This is a genomic window from Rhizobium mongolense USDA 1844 (assembly GCF_000419765.1).
Classification (GTDB): domain Bacteria; phylum Pseudomonadota; class Alphaproteobacteria; order Rhizobiales; family Rhizobiaceae; genus Rhizobium; species Rhizobium mongolense.
Map to the genome: position 1 here is coordinate 411,185 of NZ_ATTQ01000003.1, position 16,868 is coordinate 428,052.

The window sequence follows — 16,868 nt, forward strand, 5'->3', positions numbered from 1 at the left end:
ACCCGGCCGGACGATGGCAACCGAACCACGAGGCATATTGGACCTGCTCTCCCCCTATCCGCCCGGATGGGGCGGAACCCTGCTTGTCGGTGCCGCCTCCACGATTGCCATCTCAGCTGGCGCTTTCCTGATCGGCATCTTGCTCGGGACGGGAGGTGCGCTTGGCAAGCTTTCCGGCAACAGGCCGCTCGGCCTGCTGCTCAATGTCTATACGACAGCCATCCGCGCCATTCCGGAACTGATTTTGATCGTCGGGCTCTATTATGCGGGAATGGACGGCCTCAACCGGCTTTTGGCCGGGCTCAAGCTGCCTGCGATCGAAGTGAACGGCTTCGTCGTCGCCGTCGTCGTGCTCGGCTTCGTGCAGGGAGCCTATATGACGGAAGTGCTGCGTGGCGCGATCCTCGCCATCCCCGTTGGTCAGATCGACGCGGCGAAAGCCTTCGGCATGGGGCCGATGCTGCGTTTCCGCCGAGTCATCCTGCCGTCATTATTGCCAAATGCCCTGCCGGGCCTTGCCAATCTGTGGATGTCGGTCACCAAGGACAGCGCGCTGGTTGCCGTCGTCGGCTATCAGGAACTGGCGCTCGCCACTCGCCTGGCTGGCGCGAGCACCAAGCATTATTTCATCTTTTTCCTCGCATCTGCCCTTCTCTATCTCGCCCTCACGCTCGTCTCCAATATCGTCTTCAACCTGATCGAGCGCCATGTGCGGCGCGGACAGCCGAAGCTTGCCTAAGGAGCACACGGCATGACCTTCTCGTGGATAGCCTCCTATTGGTCGCTTTTATTGGCGGGCGCCGCGCAGACAGTGCTGCTGCTGGTGATCTCGGTCGTCTTCGGATTCGTCCTGGCGATCGGCCTCGCCTTCGCGCAGGTGAGCGGCGGCCCGCTGACGCAATATCTCGCTCGCGGCTACTGCACCTTCTTCCGCGGCACGCCGCTGCTCATCCAGCTCTGGCTTTTCTATTACGGCGTCGGTTCGCTGCTGCCAATGATCCCAGGCCTGCGCCAGAGCCTGTTCTGGCCCATCCTGCGTGAGGGCTTTTTCTTCGCGGCCGTGAGCTTTACGCTAAACTATGCCGCCTACGAGGCGGAAGTGCTGCGCGGCGCGTTGCTCGCAGTGCCCAAGGGCGAGTTGGAAGCGGGCCGATCCTTCGGCATGCGGCCCTTCACGCTGGTCCGGCGCATATGGCTGCCCCGGGCCATTCGCATCGCATTGCCGACAATCGGCGGCGAAATCGTCATGCAGCTCAAAGCGACGCCGCTCGCATTCACCGTCACAGTGATGGATCTCTACGCGGTGGCGAGCAAGGTGCGCCAGGATACGCTGCTCGTTTATGAGCCGCTGATCGTCGTTACCGTCTTCTATCTCATTCTCACGGCAATCATCGCTCGCGCCTTCCGCCTCCTCGAGACGCAGATGCCATCGCGACGCTAACGCCAACGGGGAAATGAACGGTCATGACGCCACACCTTTCCGGACTGTTTCGCCGTGCTGGCAGAAATGAGTGCTTGAAGGCCATCCGCCAGAGACGCTTTCGGTTGTCGATCGGCTCGCTGCGGACGACACCATCGCCAACTGCGGACTGGCTTTGCTGCCGGCTTTGATTCAATTCCCTTTACGGAGACCTATCCATGAGCAGACTGTGCATTCTCGACGGCGGCATGAGCCGCGAACTCCTGCGCCTCGGTGCCGAACTGAAGCAGCCGGAATGGTCGGCACTGGCGCTAGTCAATTCGCCAGACATAGTCCGAAAAGTCCACGAGGAATTCATCGCCGCCGGCTCGGACGTCGTCACCACCAACAGCTATGCGCTGGTGCCTTTCCACATCGGCGAGGAGCGGTTTCAGAAGGAAGGGGCGGCGCTAATCGCGCTCTCAGGCCAATTGGCACGCAAAGCCGCCGATGCCGTCAAGGATCGGAACGTTCTGGTTGCTGGTTCGCTGCCGCCAATCTTCGGGTCCTACGAACCCCAGAACTTTGATCCTTTGCGGGTCCAGGACTATCTCAAGGTGCTCGTTGAACAGCTCAGCCCCTTTGTGGATCTGTGGCTCGGGGAAACCCTCAGCCTGATCGCCGAGGGCGAGGCTGTGCGCACTGCAGTCGCCGCAGACAGGAAGCCGTTCTGGATCTCGTTCACGCTGGCCGATGACGAGGCACAGGTAAGAGGAGGTGAACCGAAGCTGCGTTCCGGCGAGCGGGTCGACGATGCGGCGAATTGGGCAGCCTCGTCCGGCGCGCAGGCACTCTTGTTCAACTGCAGCAAGCCAGAAGTCATGCGGGCGGCGGTTGAAACAGCATGTCGTGCATTCAAGAATAGGTGCTCCACGGTAGAGATCGGTGTCTATGCCAATGCTTTCGAAGGGGAGCAAAATGATTCCGGCGCGAATGAAGGCCTCCATACTACCCGCAACGATCTGAACGATGATAGCTATTCGCGCTTTGCCTGCTCTTGGGCGGAGGCCGGTGCAACAATAATCGGCGGTTGTTGCGGCATTGGTGCCAGGCATATCCATCGCCTTAAGCAGACCCTGGCTGGGTGAAGCTGTATGAGCGAATGCTGCAAAGCCGCGTTTGTGCCGCAGGTTTCCGCCGAGGCTGTGATGAGTGTACGACCGATCAGGAGGCATATACCTTTGGATCTTACGCGTCGCGTGCTCTTGGGATCGATGTGGACCGTGATCGGCTGGAAGCCGTCATTGGCGCAGCAATCCGGTCGAGATTCGTCTCACGGGGAAACAATGATGCAAACCGAGGCGAAAGGATCGTCAGTAACGCCCCGGCATGTTCTCTGTTTTCTCGGCAAGAAGCGCGACCTGACGCCTTTGTCCCGTGCGGCAACGCAAGCAATCCGTGACTTCGCCACGGGTTCAGCGTCGACGAGGGCTATTCTCAGGCCGAGCCGGATGATCGTATGGAGCAGTCATTCGCCGTGTGCTGGGATCGGGTCGAATTTAAAGCGTGGAACCCGGCAGACGAGGAAGCCGTCGCCAATCACCAATCCGTGCTCTATGTCCTTGGGCCGAGCATGGCCCAGGTGGAGACTGTGAAGGTTTCGATGGCTGCCCTGCGTCTTGTCGAACGGTTGATCGACGCGGAAGCGGTTGCCGTAAAAGGAGAAAGCGCTGGCGTCGCCCATGGGCTTTGTCGATGGAGAGAACTGTTACGCCAAGGAGCCGAAGCGCTCAAGGCCGCCGACCTTTTGGCTCAACGGCGGGTTGGACGCCTGACTTTCGCGAAACGTCCGCTATCAGCTCGGGGATACCTGGAGAGTGTTGGTTTTCATCTCGTGGGGCTGCCGGAAGTGTATGTGCCGGAATCGGTTGGCACTGAAGGCAGGCTGTCGCCACGATGGATGCGGTGGCTGACGAGATCGCGAAGCGGGGGCTCGAGCCGACATCTTAAGACACGTCATGCAACACTTTCCTTTGATTCAACGTACCAGGTGGATGAGTTCAAGTTCAATCCATATGGAATTGTCAGACTCGCCGCGTGAGCTGGGCGGATCCAGGCGAGCGGCCGTCGGTTAAAAAGAAGGCGGTGGGCCCTCATGTTTGCCCACCGCCCCCCGCCTCCGAGCGTCCGCCGCCACGCGCTCGAGAGAGAGGCTGAATCTATCGCGGCGGCCCCTCGGTTTGTATCGAGGCCGACAAACAAATGCATAGTGTCATCCAACGGTCACATAGCAATTCTGTGTTGTGATTGCCGTCACGCAAATGTCATTGAAGTTGCTGCGGTCGTAGCCGCCGTCGCTGTGGATAAGCTGTGGATAACCGGTGGATAACGCAATCAGTCAGCGCATGACATGGTCCCCAAATCCAATCCCATGTTGCCTATCCGTTCCGAATCTCTTCATTTTGTCGGTGCCTGCTGTCGACCTCCGCCGCAAACGTCGTCGACCCGCATGCTACGGGCGCTCCGACATGAAGTCGTGGAGCGCCCTTTCTCGTCCGGCAAGATCACGGCAAAGCTGGCGGTGAGCCCAGAACCCGAAATGTTGCATTACCTTGTCGCGCAGTCGCTGGATAAAGTAATCGCTGAGGCCCCCGCCGTAGGTATCCAAAGCACAGGGATGACTTGTCCAGGCCGTCATGTCACAACGCGACATATCCCGTTTCCGATCTTTGCAGGAACTTGCCATCGAACGCGGCACCCTCTACCCCTGCATCGGGACGCACGGGCGAACTCTAGGGCAATGGAAACGTCCTGGGCTTAGCGGTGGATGGAACCGAGACATTCCGACGACGGTTGAATGGGCAAAATCAGAGCTCGGTCTTCAGTGTAATTCAAGATATCAGAGCTAGAATATGAATGTGAAGAACTGCCACAATTTCCATGATTTCCGCCAATTGGCCAAGCGGCGCCTCCCCGGGCCGATCTTCAATTATATCGACGGTGCGGCTGACGACGAAGTCACCTATCGTCGCAATACGACATCCTTCGGTGACTGCGACCTGGTGCCTAGCGTATTGCGCGGGGTGAGCGATGTAGACATGTCGGTGACGATCATGGGCCAAAGACTAGCAATGCCAGTCTATTGCTCGCCGACGGCGCTGCAGCGGCTGTTTCATCATCAAGGCGAGAGGGCGGTGGCTGCAGCAGCAGCCAAATACGGCACTATGTTCGGGGTGTCGTCCCTGGGAACTATCAGTTTAGAAGAAGCACGTCAGATCAGCGACGGGCCGCAAGTCTATCAGTTCTATTTCCACAAGGACCGTGGCCTGAACCGGGAAATGATGGCACGCTCCAAGCAAGCCGGCGTGAACGTGATGATGCTGACCGTCGACAGCATCACCGGCGGCAATCGCGAACGCGACAAGCGCACAGGCTTCTCGATTCCGTTCAAACTGAACCTTGCCGGTCTCACGCAGTTCGCGGTCAGGCCGGCTTGGGCAATCAACTATCTCATGCATGAACGCTTTCGTCTGCCGCAACTCGACAGCCACGTCGACATGGGCGGCGGCGCCATGTCGATCAGCCGCTATTTCACCGAAATGCTGGATCCTGCGATGTCATGGGCCGATGTCGCCGAAATGGTACAGCATTGGGACGGACAGTTCTGCTTGAAAGGCATCATGTCGGTTCAAGATGCTCAGCGAGCAGCGGAGATAGGATGTACCGGTATCGTGATCTCCAACCACGGCGGCCGCCAGCTGGACGGCTCGCGCAGCGCATTCGACCAACTTGCCGAAATCGTCGACGCGGTCGGCCACAAGATCGACGTGATGATGGATGGCGGCGTTCAGCGTGGCACCCATGTGCTCAAAGCATTGTCATTGGGCGCGAAAGCTGTCGGTCTAGGTCGATACTACCTATTCCCACTCGCGGCCGCGGGGCAAGCGGGTGTCGAACGCGCGCTGGATTTGATGCGGAGCGAAATCGCGCGCGATATGAAGCTTATGGGATGCACATCCGTCGATCAGCTCACAAGACAGAACCTGCGCTTCCGTCAAAACGCCCCATATTAAATTGACCAGAGACCAAGCTCGCTCAGGTTTTGGCGACTTCGCCCGTGCCGCAAACGACCCATACTGCCAACCGTCTTCCTGATCGTGGAAAACTCGCTGCGGGGATAGGCGCGGTGTCGGTTCCATCGAGACGCAAGGTGCGAATAGCGCGATCGATGCCGGTGCCGGATCGCGTGCATGTGCAGTGGCGATAGCGGAACATCTGCGCTTATGCAGAGTTGAGACGCGATGGAACATAATGGGGACCATCAGCCGACGTCCAATCCATATTGACTGGCTTCAAGGGAAGATGCCCCAGATGCCAGCAAGATCACCTGTTCGCGAGCAATCTAAAGCTTGCTCCCCCATGTGATGTGCGGGCTCTGCTATTTCTTCGCCGACCCGGCGGGTGGACCAGCTTATTTCTCCATGAGTCTCCTAGCGGTCCCGGCACCAGCTTTGCCCTCTGGTTCCAGCTTGCATCGGATCGGCCGTTTGGCTCAGTTTGCTTTCTTGGCCTTATCAAGACGCCAGGCCCTGCAGCGTTGTGGAACAAGTTGCCGGTACCGGCCATTTGTTGTCCATGAAAACAGCCCTGCCGATGTCGCTGCTCGCTCTGGTCTTCACCGTTGGTGGTGTTGGCGCGCAGGAACTTCGGCGCGAAGCCGTCAATGCCGCTTCGATTGCTTCCATCGTTGCAGAAATGCCGACTAAGGCGCCTACCGATCCAGATCCAGCGGTCGTGCGTCTTCAGGTCCTGCTCGACCGAGCGGGCTCGTCTCCAGGTGTGATCGACGGCTTCTACGGCGAGAATGTCCGCAAAGCCGTGGCCGGGTTCGAGATGATGATGAGCCTTGTTGCCGATGGTAAGCCGGATCCGGAGGTGGTCGCCCGCTTGGAAGGCAATTCGCCCATCGTTGAGAGCTATGTCGTCTCGGCAGAGGATGCCACGGGCCTCGTCGACAAGATCCCTGAAGATTACGACGAGAAGGCGAAGATGCACAGCATGGGATACACCAGCGTTGCCGAGAAGCTTTCCGAGCGGTTTCACATGGACGTCGGCCTTATGCAAGCGCTCAATCCCTCTTCGCGGTTCGCTCCTGGAGACACGGTTTGGGTCGTGACGCCCGGCCCTCCGAAAGAAGGAAAGGTCGAGAGGATCGAGGCCAACAAGAAGACAGGGCAGATCCTGGCTTATGCCGAAAACGGATCGCTGCTTGCAGTCTATCCCGCGACGATCGGAAGCGAAGACAATCCGGCCCCGTCGGGCAAGCACAAGGTGAAAGGCGTCGCGAGGATGCCGGTGTACAGGTACGACCCAAGGCGCAACTTCAGGCAGGGGAAGAACAACAAGGTTTTGACGATACCAAAGGGGCCGAACGGTCCGGTCGGCAGCGTCTGGATCGACCTGACTGAACCGACTTATGGAATACATGGGACGCCTGAACCAAAACTCATCGACAAGGTTGGATCGCACGGTTGCGTGCGACTGACGAACTGGGACGCCGAAGAGCTGGCCGGAATGGTCAAGCCAGGAGTCGTGGTGGACTTTGTCAATCAAGGTCCGGCCGCTCCGAAGTGAAGCGTGTGGCATTTCAGTCGGTACGTCGAAAAAAGCTGTGGGACTAGCGGTCATGAAACGGCGCCACCTTGCTCAGTCGCGGATCTTGGCTGTTTTCCGCTTTTTGACGAGTGCTCGCTGGCGGCAAACGATGCCTGCCCGCCGCCTCAGAAGTGGGCGGCAGGCGATCGATGCCAAGGTAAGGAACTGAGGCGTGCCATTGACCGAGTGTCCTAAGGGGCTTTTTATGGCACTCACGACGATTGCGGACGCAATGACAATGCTCCGAATCCAGACACCACGGCGGTGGATTTTACGCTGTGTTTACCAACTTTAAGGCGAAAAAATAGCCCTATATGATTAATTAACTTCGCCTTCTAGCTGTACGAATTATCCCGCGGGCTGGAAAACGGAGGGTGTTGCCAATGGCAATCGTTTTTCAATCACACGGGGGTACCGAGCAAAAGCGCACCGTTTCTATCTCAAGCCTTCGCGCCGGGCCGCCAGCGACAGGTGACGTCGCGGTCGACGAAGAGGCTGACTTTCGGCTATTTCGTACCGCCACTGGATGCGCCTGAGAACTACTTGCCCAACACGGCGGAGACGGTTGGGGAGCTCGATGAACTCGGCGCAATGTTGATCGACATTGTCGCTACGCCGACGAGTGAGGATCCGACTGAAGATTCTACGCTCCCGCCGGTTTTCACATATTGGGGGCGATCATGAGCTGACAGCCCGAACTGATCGCGAAGGGGCGATTTCGAGCATGGTCAACGCACATCCGCCTGTCGCCTCGTCGACAGTGGAGAGCCAGTTCAGGAACGCCCGTTCGCCCCGCTTCGATCTTGATAGTGTCTACGGCGGATCTGCCGTCGGTGACGGTATAGACGCAGACGTTGTCAAAGTGATTTCTGGTCTTCGCCACCCCACGCTGAAAGACAAAATGCGTGTCGGAACAGCGATCGAACCGGGGCCTTTGCCCGACAACCTCGACCAACATCGAGACCTGCCGCGGTATGGCCAGGTCCAGTCGTCCGTCCGGGAAGCGGCTTTACGTCTGGCTCAAGCGGCGATGACTCCTGAGGCGTTTCAGAAATTCTCTGATACGTTGCCCCAGCGCGCGATAATCGGGGACAATCGCAACGACGAAAATCTCGTCGTTGCGCAGTTCCATCTGAGCTTTCTGCGGTTCCACAACAAGGCCATCGACTACCTTGCGTCGCACGACACGGGCTGGATCGCCGATTTCAGCTCAGCGCAGGCTCTAACCAGACTCCATTATCAGTGGCTGATCGTTGATGGATATCTCAAGGGCGTGTGCGACCCGGTTGTGGTGGACCGCGTCGTCAACGATCGGGCATCTCATTTCTTCAAGTTCAGAGCCGAGTTCGATGCCCGAAGGCAGAATACCCGACTTGGAAATGCTTTGCCGTTAGAATTCTTCGCGGCGGCTTATCGGTTCGGTCATTCCATGGTCAGAGCCTTCTATGATTACAACAAGAACTTTGGGCGACCGGGCACCGGTTTCCTACCGCGCGCCACCTTGCGGTTACTTTTCGAATTCACCGGCGGCGGCGGCAGGCTGGATGACGAGAAGAAGCTGCCCAAGAACTGGATAATCGACTGGGCGCGCTTTACAGGGGTCGATCCCCACGACGGGAGCGACGGCGAGCCGGCCCGTCTTGCCAGAAAGATCGACACGGAACTCGCTCCGCCATTGCATATGATGTTCAAGGAAGGCGAAGACCAGGGCGATCAACAGCTCAAGGCGTTGTTCAAGAGCCTGGCAAGGCGGAACCTTCGTCGAGGCTACAATCTCAGGCTTCCGACGGGCCAGGCGCTACACAAGCATCTCAAACAAATCGGCGCAGTGGAGTCCTCGCCGATCCAAGATGTCTCAGCCCTGTTTGCCACGAAGCCCGATTTGCAGAACTTCCTCGCCGGCACCGCGACCCGCTTCCACGAACGCACACCGCTGTGGTTCTACATTCATGCCGAAGCCGAGGCTGCAGGTGGAAACCGATTGGGCGAAGTTGGGAGCTGTCTCGTGGCATTGACATTGGTGGGCGTGCTGCTTGCCGATCCCGACTCGGCCCTTTCGCGCGGGTTCACGCCCGATCAGAGCCCTCTCAAGATGCCGGACAACGCACCGATCGACTCGATCGCCAAGTGGATGCAGTTCGCCGCGGTTATGCAGTAGGGCGCTTGGAACTGCTGCCTCGCCGCATTGCGGCGAGGCAAAGTGACATACTCGCTGCTTTGGGAAATCACTGGAGACGAGCTTTGACAAATCAGGATCGACACCGTTTAACGGGCGTTCTGACGGCGCCCCTATCCGCTGTGTCGCTGAGCTCGGCATTGGCTTTTGCCGGAATGGACCGAGGCTGCCGAACCCGTTCTTCGAGCTGAACAAGGTCCGGCGCTAAGGATCGGATTGGATGTTGCCCGCAACAAGCAAGTTCTGTGTCACGAACCCATGCCGCCGATCGTGTTACCGCAGGCGGAGAGTGCAAGCACAGTGTCGCAGGCGGCCGCAATTGTTGTCACGGTCTTTGTCATCTTCACGTTCCTGTTGCCATCATCAGGGTTGCTCACGGGTGCCGGGCGCGGCCTCGCGCTGATCGGCATCTTCAAGGTCGGTTGCAACCAGGAACGCGTCGGTATGTTCGCGTGCGGCTTCTCTCAGGGCGTCCAAGCTTGGAAGGTCGTCGCCTTCGATTTCACCGGCCTCCCGTTCGATCTCTCCCTTCGCCTGGATCCAGTGATCTTCCTGACGACCCTCAGGTCGTCCTTCTCGCTCCCAAATGGCATGCGCTCGTCTCCGCACTTCGTCTTCGTGAATGGAGCCACGCCGTCCTCCATATTCATCAATACTGTGCGATCGAGCGTCATTTTGCTCTCCTGCCATGTCATTACCTCCAATACCGATTTCTAGTGGAGACGGACGACCTGCCCAGCAGGTAGCCAATGCCGAAGGCTGCCGCTCCAATACCGAGGATGAGTGAGCTTGCGGCCTGCGGATGGTCTGTCACGCCGACTACGACTGCGTTGGCCTCCCGCTTGATTGCGGAGGCGGTGTCAGATGCGACTTTGCGGATGCCCTCAGGTTTTTCAACTGGCGATCCGGTGAAGCCGGCTTCGAGTTCATTTGCCATTGAGTTTTCCTTTCATAAAAGGAGAACTGGCGGGGAGGGGTGTCGGTTCCTCAGTATTTTATCGGCCGATGCGGATACTCCCGAGGTGGTCCGGACAAAGTTCCTGATCGCGTCCAATGAGGCGCATTTGCAGGATGGGCTTTTAAGATCGGCGGTTAGATGCCATTCAGGCGTCTGCCTAAAGAGCGAGCCAATGGCGATCGTCGCAAGAACTCCGGGCCATATGCGCCAGACGCATAGCTGCGGTGACGGATTGTCGCTGTTTTAAAACGATTGAAACACCTATATTCCAATCATCGAAACGACGCCAGAGCCCAAGCACGGTTGCTGACGTCAGACAGCCCTCGGGAAAGGGGATTATCATGAACGTGGCACGCTCTTTCAACAACTGGCGCAAGTTCCGGCAGACCGTTTCCGAACTTGGCCGGATGTCCAGCCGTGAATTGCAGGATCTCGGCATCGCCCGCGCCGATATTCGTAGCATCGCCCGGGCATCGCTCGCTCGCTAACAGCGCTCCTCCAAGCTTGCCGACACTGCCGACGCCCGCTCACGCGGGCGTTTTCGCGTCAATGTTTATGTTTCCGTATTCTCCCAGGGCTTTTGCCGGTCGCGAGCCTGGTGGCCTGTGTTTCTTGCATAGCTGCAGTGCAACATAAAGCCTATCAACCGCCGAGCGATCGCGTATGATCTCTCTTGACGAAGCAATTGCATCTCCTCCCGCAGAGCTTCGTGTTTCAGGCGGCCCGCTCCTCCTCCCAAGGGACGTCTGTAGGAACGGCGGCACTCCTCCTCCCAGTCGCTGTTCGGTTTTCTTGAGAAAGCCTGCCGCACCTCCTCCCGCGGCAGGCTTTTTTCGTATGTCGGCTCTGCTTGAGCACCACGTAGCGATGATAACGCATGTGAATTATAATTCAGGAGATGAATTATATTGACAGGCGTGGCGCGTTGCGTTTAGCTAGCCCCTACCGGAACTTCGAGGAGGAAATCCGGTCATCACTGCGATCAACGGCGCCGGTCTGGCGCCCTTCGGGCTTTTTTGGGAGGGGCTTTGGCCCCGAGGAGGACACTTGCGCACTTTTTTCAGCACGACCGCGATGGCGGTCCTTGCGTCGACGCTCTTTGCCGGTTCCGCGGCCGCCGAAACGGACAACCCGTTCCGCTGCAAGCCGGGCGAAAAATACGTCATGAACGTCATGGTGTCGGGCGTGGAATACTGGTTCCCTGTCTATGAGATGTTCAAGCAGGCCGGCCAGCAGCTCGGCTGTGAGACGGAATATACCGGCACGCCGGAATATGACGTCAACAAACAGATCGCCACCTTCGACCAGGCGTTGGCACAGAACCCGGCCGGCATTCTCGTTCATCCGATGAACTCAGATCCCTTCATCGAGCCAATCAACCGCGCGATTGACCAAGGTACGGCGGTCGTCACGTTTGCGGCCGACTCGCCGCTTTCCAAGCGCGTCTCCTTCATCACCTCGGACAACACCCGCGAGGGCACCTATGCCGCTGACGCGATCGCCGAGAAGATGGGCGGCAAGGGTGAATATGCGGTTCTCGAAAATCCGGGCCAGGACAACCACGACAAGCGGATCGCCGCCTTCATATCCCGTATGGAAGAGAAGTGGCCAGACATGAAGCTCGTCGGCCGCGCTGCTTCAAACCAGGACCCGACCAAGGCCTATCAGGGGCTTTCGAGCCTTATCCAGGCCAATCCGAACCTCGGCGCGGTCTTCATGCCCGAAGCGAACTCGGCAATCGGCGCCGCGCAGGCAAACAAGGAAAGCGGCGGCAAGGTCCTCGTCATGTGCGCAGATGTCAATGCCAACATCCTCGACATGATCAAGGCCGGTGAAGTCTTCGGCTCGATCAATCCGAACCAGGGCATGCAGGGCTATATGGGCTTCATGCTTTTGTGGTTCGCCGAGCATCCGGAACTGATCGACCCGATGAACGACGCCAAGCGCTCCGGATTCAACCCAATGAGCATCCCGGTCGTCGATAACGGCCTGTCTATTGTGACGGCGAAAAACGCCGACGACTTCTACTGGGACAAGTACTTGAAGCGTCGCGGCACGAAGGGCATCGAGGAATAGGCTTCTGAAGATCGCCATCCGCACTCAAGGGTGCGGATGGTCGTGATGGAGAGGGAGGAAAACGATGGCAGAGCCGGTGCTCAGCATTCATGGCGTGACCAAGCATTTCGGGGCGGTGAAGGCGTTGACCGACGTCGATTTCACGCTGGAGCGAGGCGAAGTCCATGCGCTCTGCGGCGAGAACGGCGCCGGCAAATCGACGCTGATGAACATTATCGCCGGCGTGCTGCAGCCGAGCGAAGGCGAAATTCGCGTAGATGGCAAGCTCGTGCGCATATCCTCCCCTGCCGCGGCCCAATCGCTCGGCATCGGTCTCGTGCATCAGGAAATCGCCCTCTGCCCGGATGCGACCGTGGCCGAAAACATGTTCATGGCGGCGACCAACCGCCGCCGTGCCCCCTTCATGAACTATCGCGCGCTGGAGCGCGATGCACAGGCCGTCATGGACCGTCTCGCCGCGATCGACGTCCGCCGCAAGGTCGCGGACCTGCCGATTTCCAGCCAGCAACTCGTCGAGATCGCCAAGGCTCTGACGCTCGACTGCCGCGTACTGATCCTGGACGAGCCTACCGCGGCGCTGACCGAAACCGAGACCCGCCAGCTTTTTGCAATCATCCGCGACCTCAAGGCGAACGGCATTTCGATCATCTATATCAGCCATCGAATGGCGGAGATTTTTTCCCTGTGCGACCGGGTTACCGTGTTCCGCGACGGCCGCTACCTGTGTACCGACCACATCGCCGATATCACGCCAGACGACGTGGTGCGCCGCATGGTGGGGCGCGAGATCACGCAGCTCTATCCGGACAAGCTCGGTGCGGACGACGCGTTCGGGGAGGCGATCCTCGAGGCCGACAATATCGGTGACGGCGAGCGGTTCCATGATGTGAGTTTCGACCTGCGCAAGGGCGAGATCCTCGGGATCGGCGGCCTCATCGGCTCCGGCCGCACGGAAATCGCCGAAGGCATCTGCGGGCTCAAAACGCGCTCGGCGGGCACGGTGCGCCTGCATGGCAAGGCGCAGTCGATCCGCGCCTATTCCGATGCCGTGAAGGCCGGCATCGTCTATCTCTCCGAGGACCGCAAGGGGTCGGGCGTATTTTTAGAAATGTCCATCGCACAGAACATCTCCGTACTGGACCTTAAGTCGCTGACCAATCCGATCGGTCTGCTCAACCGTCGCGCGGAAGCCGCAATGGCAGAGAATTTCGCGCGCCGGCTTGCGGTGCGCATGGGCGGCATTGAGGCGCCGGTCAAATCGCTCTCCGGCGGCAACCAGCAGAAGGTTGCGCTCGCCAAGCAGCTTGCGGCGAAGCCAAAGGTCATCCTGATGGACGAACCAACGCGCGGCATCGATGTCGGCGCGAAAACCGAAATTCACCGCCTGCTACGCGAGCTTGCGCGGTCGGGCATCGGCATCATCGTTATCTCATCGGAAATGCCGGAGCTCCTCGGGCTATGTGACCGCGTGCTTGTCGTCCGGGAGGGGCGCATCGCCGGCGAGCTCGGCGTCGATGAGATGACGGAGGAGGCCGTGATTCGTCTCGCTTCGGGGGTGGGCACGGCAAAGGCGGCGAGCCATGCCGCGTGAGAACAAAGTGGGAGAGACTGGAATGGCGATCGACACGTTGGCGACGGGCGCGCCGAAGACAGCGTCCTTCAAACGCATCGGCACAATGCGCGAGGCGGGGCTGATCGCGATCATCCTCGCGCTCTGCGTGATCATGAGCTTTGCCTCGCCGCACTTCCTGACGCTTGGCAATTTCCGCGCCATGCTGATGAGCTTTTCCGTTGAAGGCATCGTTGTCGTGGGCATGACGATCCTGCTCATCGTCGGCGGCATCGACCTCGCGGTCGGCTCCGTGGTCTGCTTCGCGATGGTGCTCTCGGGCTCGCTCTTCCTCGCCGGGCTCGACCCGTGGACGGCCTCGCTCATCGGCATCCTCGCGAGCAGCTCGATCGGTGGCATAATGGGGTTCTTTGTGACGGTCGTGGGGCTCAATCACTTCATCACCTCGCTTGCGGCAATGGTGATCGTGCGCGGCCTTTGCCTCATTATCACAAAGGGGACACCGCTCTCGCTCTTCACGCTGCCGGCGGGCTTCAAGGCGGTGGGGCAGGGTACGTTTTACGGCCTACCCTACGTCATCTTGATCTTCGTCGCCGTCGTCATCCTGTTCGATTTCCTGCTGCGCCGGGCCACCGCCTTCCGCAAAGTCTTCTATACGGGCAGCAACGAGAAGGCCGCGCTCTACTCCGGCATCAAGACCAATCAGGTGAAATTCTGGGTGACGGTGCTCTGCTCCACGCTCGCCGGTGTCGCAGGCGTCATCTACATGTCCCGTTTCGGCGCGGCGACTCCAACCTTCGGCGTTGGCATGGAACTTAACATCATCGCTGCGGCGGTGATCGGCGGCGCCTCTCTCAACGGCGGCTCCGGCACGATACTCGGCGCCATCCTCGGGATCGCGCTTCTCTCTGTCGTCACCAGCTCTCTGATCCTGCTCGATGTTTCAGTCTATTGGCAGGACATGATCAAGGGGTGCATTCTGCTCGCTGCCGTTTCCATCGACCATTTCCTGCACAAGCAGAAAGCCGCCTGACATGCCAATTGCGAAATTGAAACCCAAGACGACAGTACCGCGCGAGGAGATTGTCATCGCCCGCCAGATGCATCAGGCGCTCGTCCTTCATTTTATGGAGGGCCTGACACAGGCACAGATCGCCGGCCAGCTCGGCATCTCGCAAGCCACTGTCAACCGCCTCATCAAACGCGGCCGTCAGCTCGGCCTCGTCGAGATCAAGATCAAGTCTCCGGTCGAGCCCCTGGTCGACATGGAGGAGCGGCTTCTGGCACTCGGCGGCATCAGCCGCGCGATCGTGGTCCCGACCGTCTCCGACAATCCGCAGACCGCGCTCCAGGCGGTCGGGGAGGCGGCGGCGCGCCTGTTGATGGAGGAGCTCGGCGACGGCGACACAATCTGCATCACTGGCGGCAAAGGGGTGAGCGCCGTCGTCGCCGGCCTGCAGCCGCCGCGCCGCTTTGATGTCGAGGTCATTCCGGCAACTGGCTGCGTCCAGGGCAAGCACTACACCGACGTCAACCATGTTTCGACCCTGATGGCCGACCGGCTCGGGGGGCGTTCCTACCAGATCCACGCGCCGCTCTTCGCCGACGATGCCGAGCAGCGGGCGATGCTGATCAACATGCGGTCTGTCGCCGACGTCTTCAAACGTGCGCGCGAGGCGAAGGTGGCGGTGGTCGGTATCGGCTCGATCCTAACGGACGACTCCAGCTATTACGACCTGCATCCCTCCTCTAGTACTGATCGGGCGGCGATCGAGCGCTCAGGCGCAAGCTGCGAATTGCTTGCCCACCTGCTCGATGACCAGGGCCGGGTCTGCGATTACAGCCTCAATCGTTCGCTGGTGTCGCTTACCCTGGCGGAATTCGCCTCGATCCCGATGAAGATCGGCGTCGCCAGCGGCCCGAACAAGGCAGGCCCGATCCTCAGCGTCCTGCGCGGCAACCATCTCGACACGCTCGTCACCGACGAGGCGACCGGGGCACGCATTCTTGAAATTGCATCCAAGGAAGGGGTTTCGGCATGAGCGGCGAACAACTGATCCGCGAGATCGGGCGCTCCGGCGTCAAGGCGTCGGCCGTTGGGCTCGGCACCTGGGCGATCGGCGGTTGGATGTGGGGGGGAACCGACGAGGCGCAATCCATCGCCGCCATTCAGGCCTCGCTCGAAGCCGGCGTAACCCTCATCGATACGGCGCCCGCCTACGGGCTCGGCCGCTCGGAGGAAATTGTCGGCAAGGCGCTTGCCGGCCGGCGTGACAAGGCAGTGATCGCCACGAAATGTGGCCTCGTCTGGCACACGCAGAAGGGTAATCACTTCTTCGACCAGGACGGCAAGCCGGTTCACCGCTATCTCGGCGGGGATTCGATTGTCCATGAAGTGGAGGACAGCCTGCGCCGGCTCGGCACGGATTATATCGACCTCTACATCACCCATTGGCAGGACGTGACGACGCCGGTCGAGGAGACCGTCGCGGCGCTGGAGGAACTGCAGCGGGCCGGCAAGATCCGCGCCATCGGCGCCAGCAATGTCAAACGGTCCGCGCTTGAGCAGTACATAGCCACTGGCTCGCTTGACGCGATCCAGGAGCGGTACAGCATGATCGATCGAGAGATCGAGGCGGATCTTTTGCCTCTCAGCGTTGCTAACGGCGTATCGACGCTCAGCTATTCCTCGTTGGCGCTCGGGCTACTTTCGGGCAGCATGGGGCCGGACCGGATCTTCTCCGGCGACGATCAGCGCAAGGACAATGCGCGCTTTTCCGTCGCCAACCGGCAGAAGGCCCGCGATTTCTCCGACGCGATCCGGCCCGTCGCGTACCGTCACGATGCGAGCATCGCCCAGACGGTGATCGCCTGGACACTGGCGCAGCCAGGTGTGACTTTTGCCCTTTGCGGCGCGCGCAACCCGGCACAAGCGCTCGACAATGCCCGGGCCGGCACGCTTCGGCTGCCTCCGGAAGATCTCGCGGCCATCGACGCCGCCCTATCGGCGAAGCTGGCCAACATGGACGGATAA

15 protein-coding genes and 1 pseudogene are annotated in these 16,868 nt (G+C 59.7%); 13 read left to right on the forward strand and 3 right to left on the reverse strand.

Annotated features, from left to right (window positions below; translation table 11 throughout):
* Positions 1-13 precede the first annotated feature (13 nt).
* The 4 genes and pseudogenes from A3C3_RS0107705 to A3C3_RS41320 all read left to right on the forward strand — a co-directional run bounded on the left by A3C3_RS0107705 (position 14) and on the right by A3C3_RS41320 (position 3,500).
* Positions 14-739 (forward strand): ABC transporter permease, encoded by a 726-nt coding sequence (locus A3C3_RS0107705; RefSeq protein WP_022714030.1) that lies wholly within the window; start codon positions 14-16, stop codon positions 737-739.
* A 12-nt stretch (positions 740-751) separates the two neighbouring features.
* A complete protein-coding gene (locus A3C3_RS0107710) occupies positions 752-1,441 on the forward strand; it encodes an ABC transporter permease (RefSeq protein WP_022714031.1) in 690 nt (229 codons plus the stop codon).
* A 197-nt stretch (positions 1,442-1,638) separates the two neighbouring features.
* A complete protein-coding gene (locus A3C3_RS0107715) occupies positions 1,639-2,547 on the forward strand; it encodes a homocysteine S-methyltransferase family protein (RefSeq protein ID WP_022714032.1) in 909 nt (302 codons plus the stop codon).
* Between the two features lie 126 nt (positions 2,548-2,673).
* Positions 2,674-3,500, forward strand: a pseudogene (locus A3C3_RS41320) (hypothetical protein).
* A 411-nt stretch (positions 3,501-3,911) separates the two neighbouring features.
* Here A3C3_RS41320 and A3C3_RS0107725 read toward each other — a convergent pair.
* Positions 3,912-4,112: a hypothetical protein gene (locus tag A3C3_RS0107725; RefSeq protein ID WP_022714033.1), complete on the reverse strand. Its 201-nt coding sequence runs from the start codon at positions 4,110-4,112 to the stop codon at positions 3,912-3,914.
* 199 nt (positions 4,113-4,311) lie between these two features.
* Between A3C3_RS0107725 and A3C3_RS0107730 the strand changes: the two genes are divergently transcribed.
* From A3C3_RS0107730 to A3C3_RS41325, 3 genes are all read left to right on the forward strand, one after another.
* On the forward strand, positions 4,312-5,472 hold the full coding sequence (locus A3C3_RS0107730; RefSeq protein WP_022714034.1) for an alpha-hydroxy acid oxidase: 1,161 nt from the start codon (positions 4,312-4,314) through the stop codon (positions 5,470-5,472).
* 553 nt (positions 5,473-6,025) lie between these two features.
* Positions 6,026-7,033 carry a L,D-transpeptidase family protein gene (locus A3C3_RS0107735; RefSeq protein WP_028739475.1) on the forward strand — a complete coding sequence of 336 codons (1,008 nt, stop codon included), beginning with the start codon at positions 6,026-6,028 and terminating at the stop codon, positions 7,031-7,033.
* Positions 7,034-7,916: 883 nt separating this feature from the next.
* Positions 7,917-9,212: a peroxidase family protein gene (locus A3C3_RS41325; protein WP_233450582.1), complete on the forward strand. Its 1,296-nt coding sequence runs from the start codon at positions 7,917-7,919 to the stop codon at positions 9,210-9,212.
* 381 nt (positions 9,213-9,593) lie between these two features.
* Here the strand turns inward: A3C3_RS41325 and A3C3_RS43365 are convergent, their stop codons facing one another.
* On the reverse strand, positions 9,594-9,920 hold the full coding sequence (locus tag A3C3_RS43365; RefSeq protein ID WP_084796917.1) for a DUF2934 domain-containing protein: 327 nt from the start codon (positions 9,918-9,920) through the stop codon (positions 9,594-9,596).
* 4 nt (positions 9,921-9,924) lie between these two features.
* Complete coding sequence (locus A3C3_RS0107750; RefSeq protein WP_022714037.1) at positions 9,925-10,167, reverse strand: hypothetical protein; 243 nt, start codon at positions 10,165-10,167, stop codon at positions 9,925-9,927.
* A 362-nt stretch (positions 10,168-10,529) separates the two neighbouring features.
* Between A3C3_RS0107750 and A3C3_RS43370 the strand changes: the two genes are divergently transcribed.
* The 6 genes from A3C3_RS43370 (at position 10,530) to A3C3_RS0107780 (ending at position 16,868) form a co-directional block, all read left to right on the forward strand.
* On the forward strand, positions 10,530-10,676 hold the full coding sequence (locus A3C3_RS43370) for a DUF1127 domain-containing protein (protein ID WP_022714038.1): 147 nt from the start codon (positions 10,530-10,532) through the stop codon (positions 10,674-10,676).
* A gap of 559 nt (positions 10,677-11,235) precedes the next feature.
* Complete coding sequence (locus A3C3_RS0107760) at positions 11,236-12,264, forward strand: substrate-binding domain-containing protein (protein WP_022714039.1); 1,029 nt, start codon at positions 11,236-11,238, stop codon at positions 12,262-12,264.
* A 64-nt stretch (positions 12,265-12,328) separates the two neighbouring features.
* Positions 12,329-13,855, forward strand: coding sequence for a sugar ABC transporter ATP-binding protein (locus A3C3_RS0107765; RefSeq protein ID WP_022714040.1), 1,527 nt, complete (start codon positions 12,329-12,331; stop codon positions 13,853-13,855).
* A 22-nt stretch (positions 13,856-13,877) separates the two neighbouring features.
* A complete protein-coding gene (locus tag A3C3_RS0107770; protein WP_028739476.1) occupies positions 13,878-14,867 on the forward strand; it encodes an ABC transporter permease in 990 nt (329 codons plus the stop codon).
* A gap of 1 nt (position 14,868) precedes the next feature.
* Positions 14,869-15,876, forward strand: coding sequence for a sugar-binding transcriptional regulator (locus A3C3_RS0107775; RefSeq protein WP_022714042.1), 1,008 nt, complete (start codon positions 14,869-14,871; stop codon positions 15,874-15,876).
* Positions 15,873-16,868: an aldo/keto reductase gene (locus tag A3C3_RS0107780; RefSeq protein WP_022714043.1), complete on the forward strand. Its 996-nt coding sequence runs from the start codon at positions 15,873-15,875 to the stop codon at positions 16,866-16,868. The genes A3C3_RS0107775 and A3C3_RS0107780 overlap by 4 nt, the downstream gene beginning before the upstream one ends.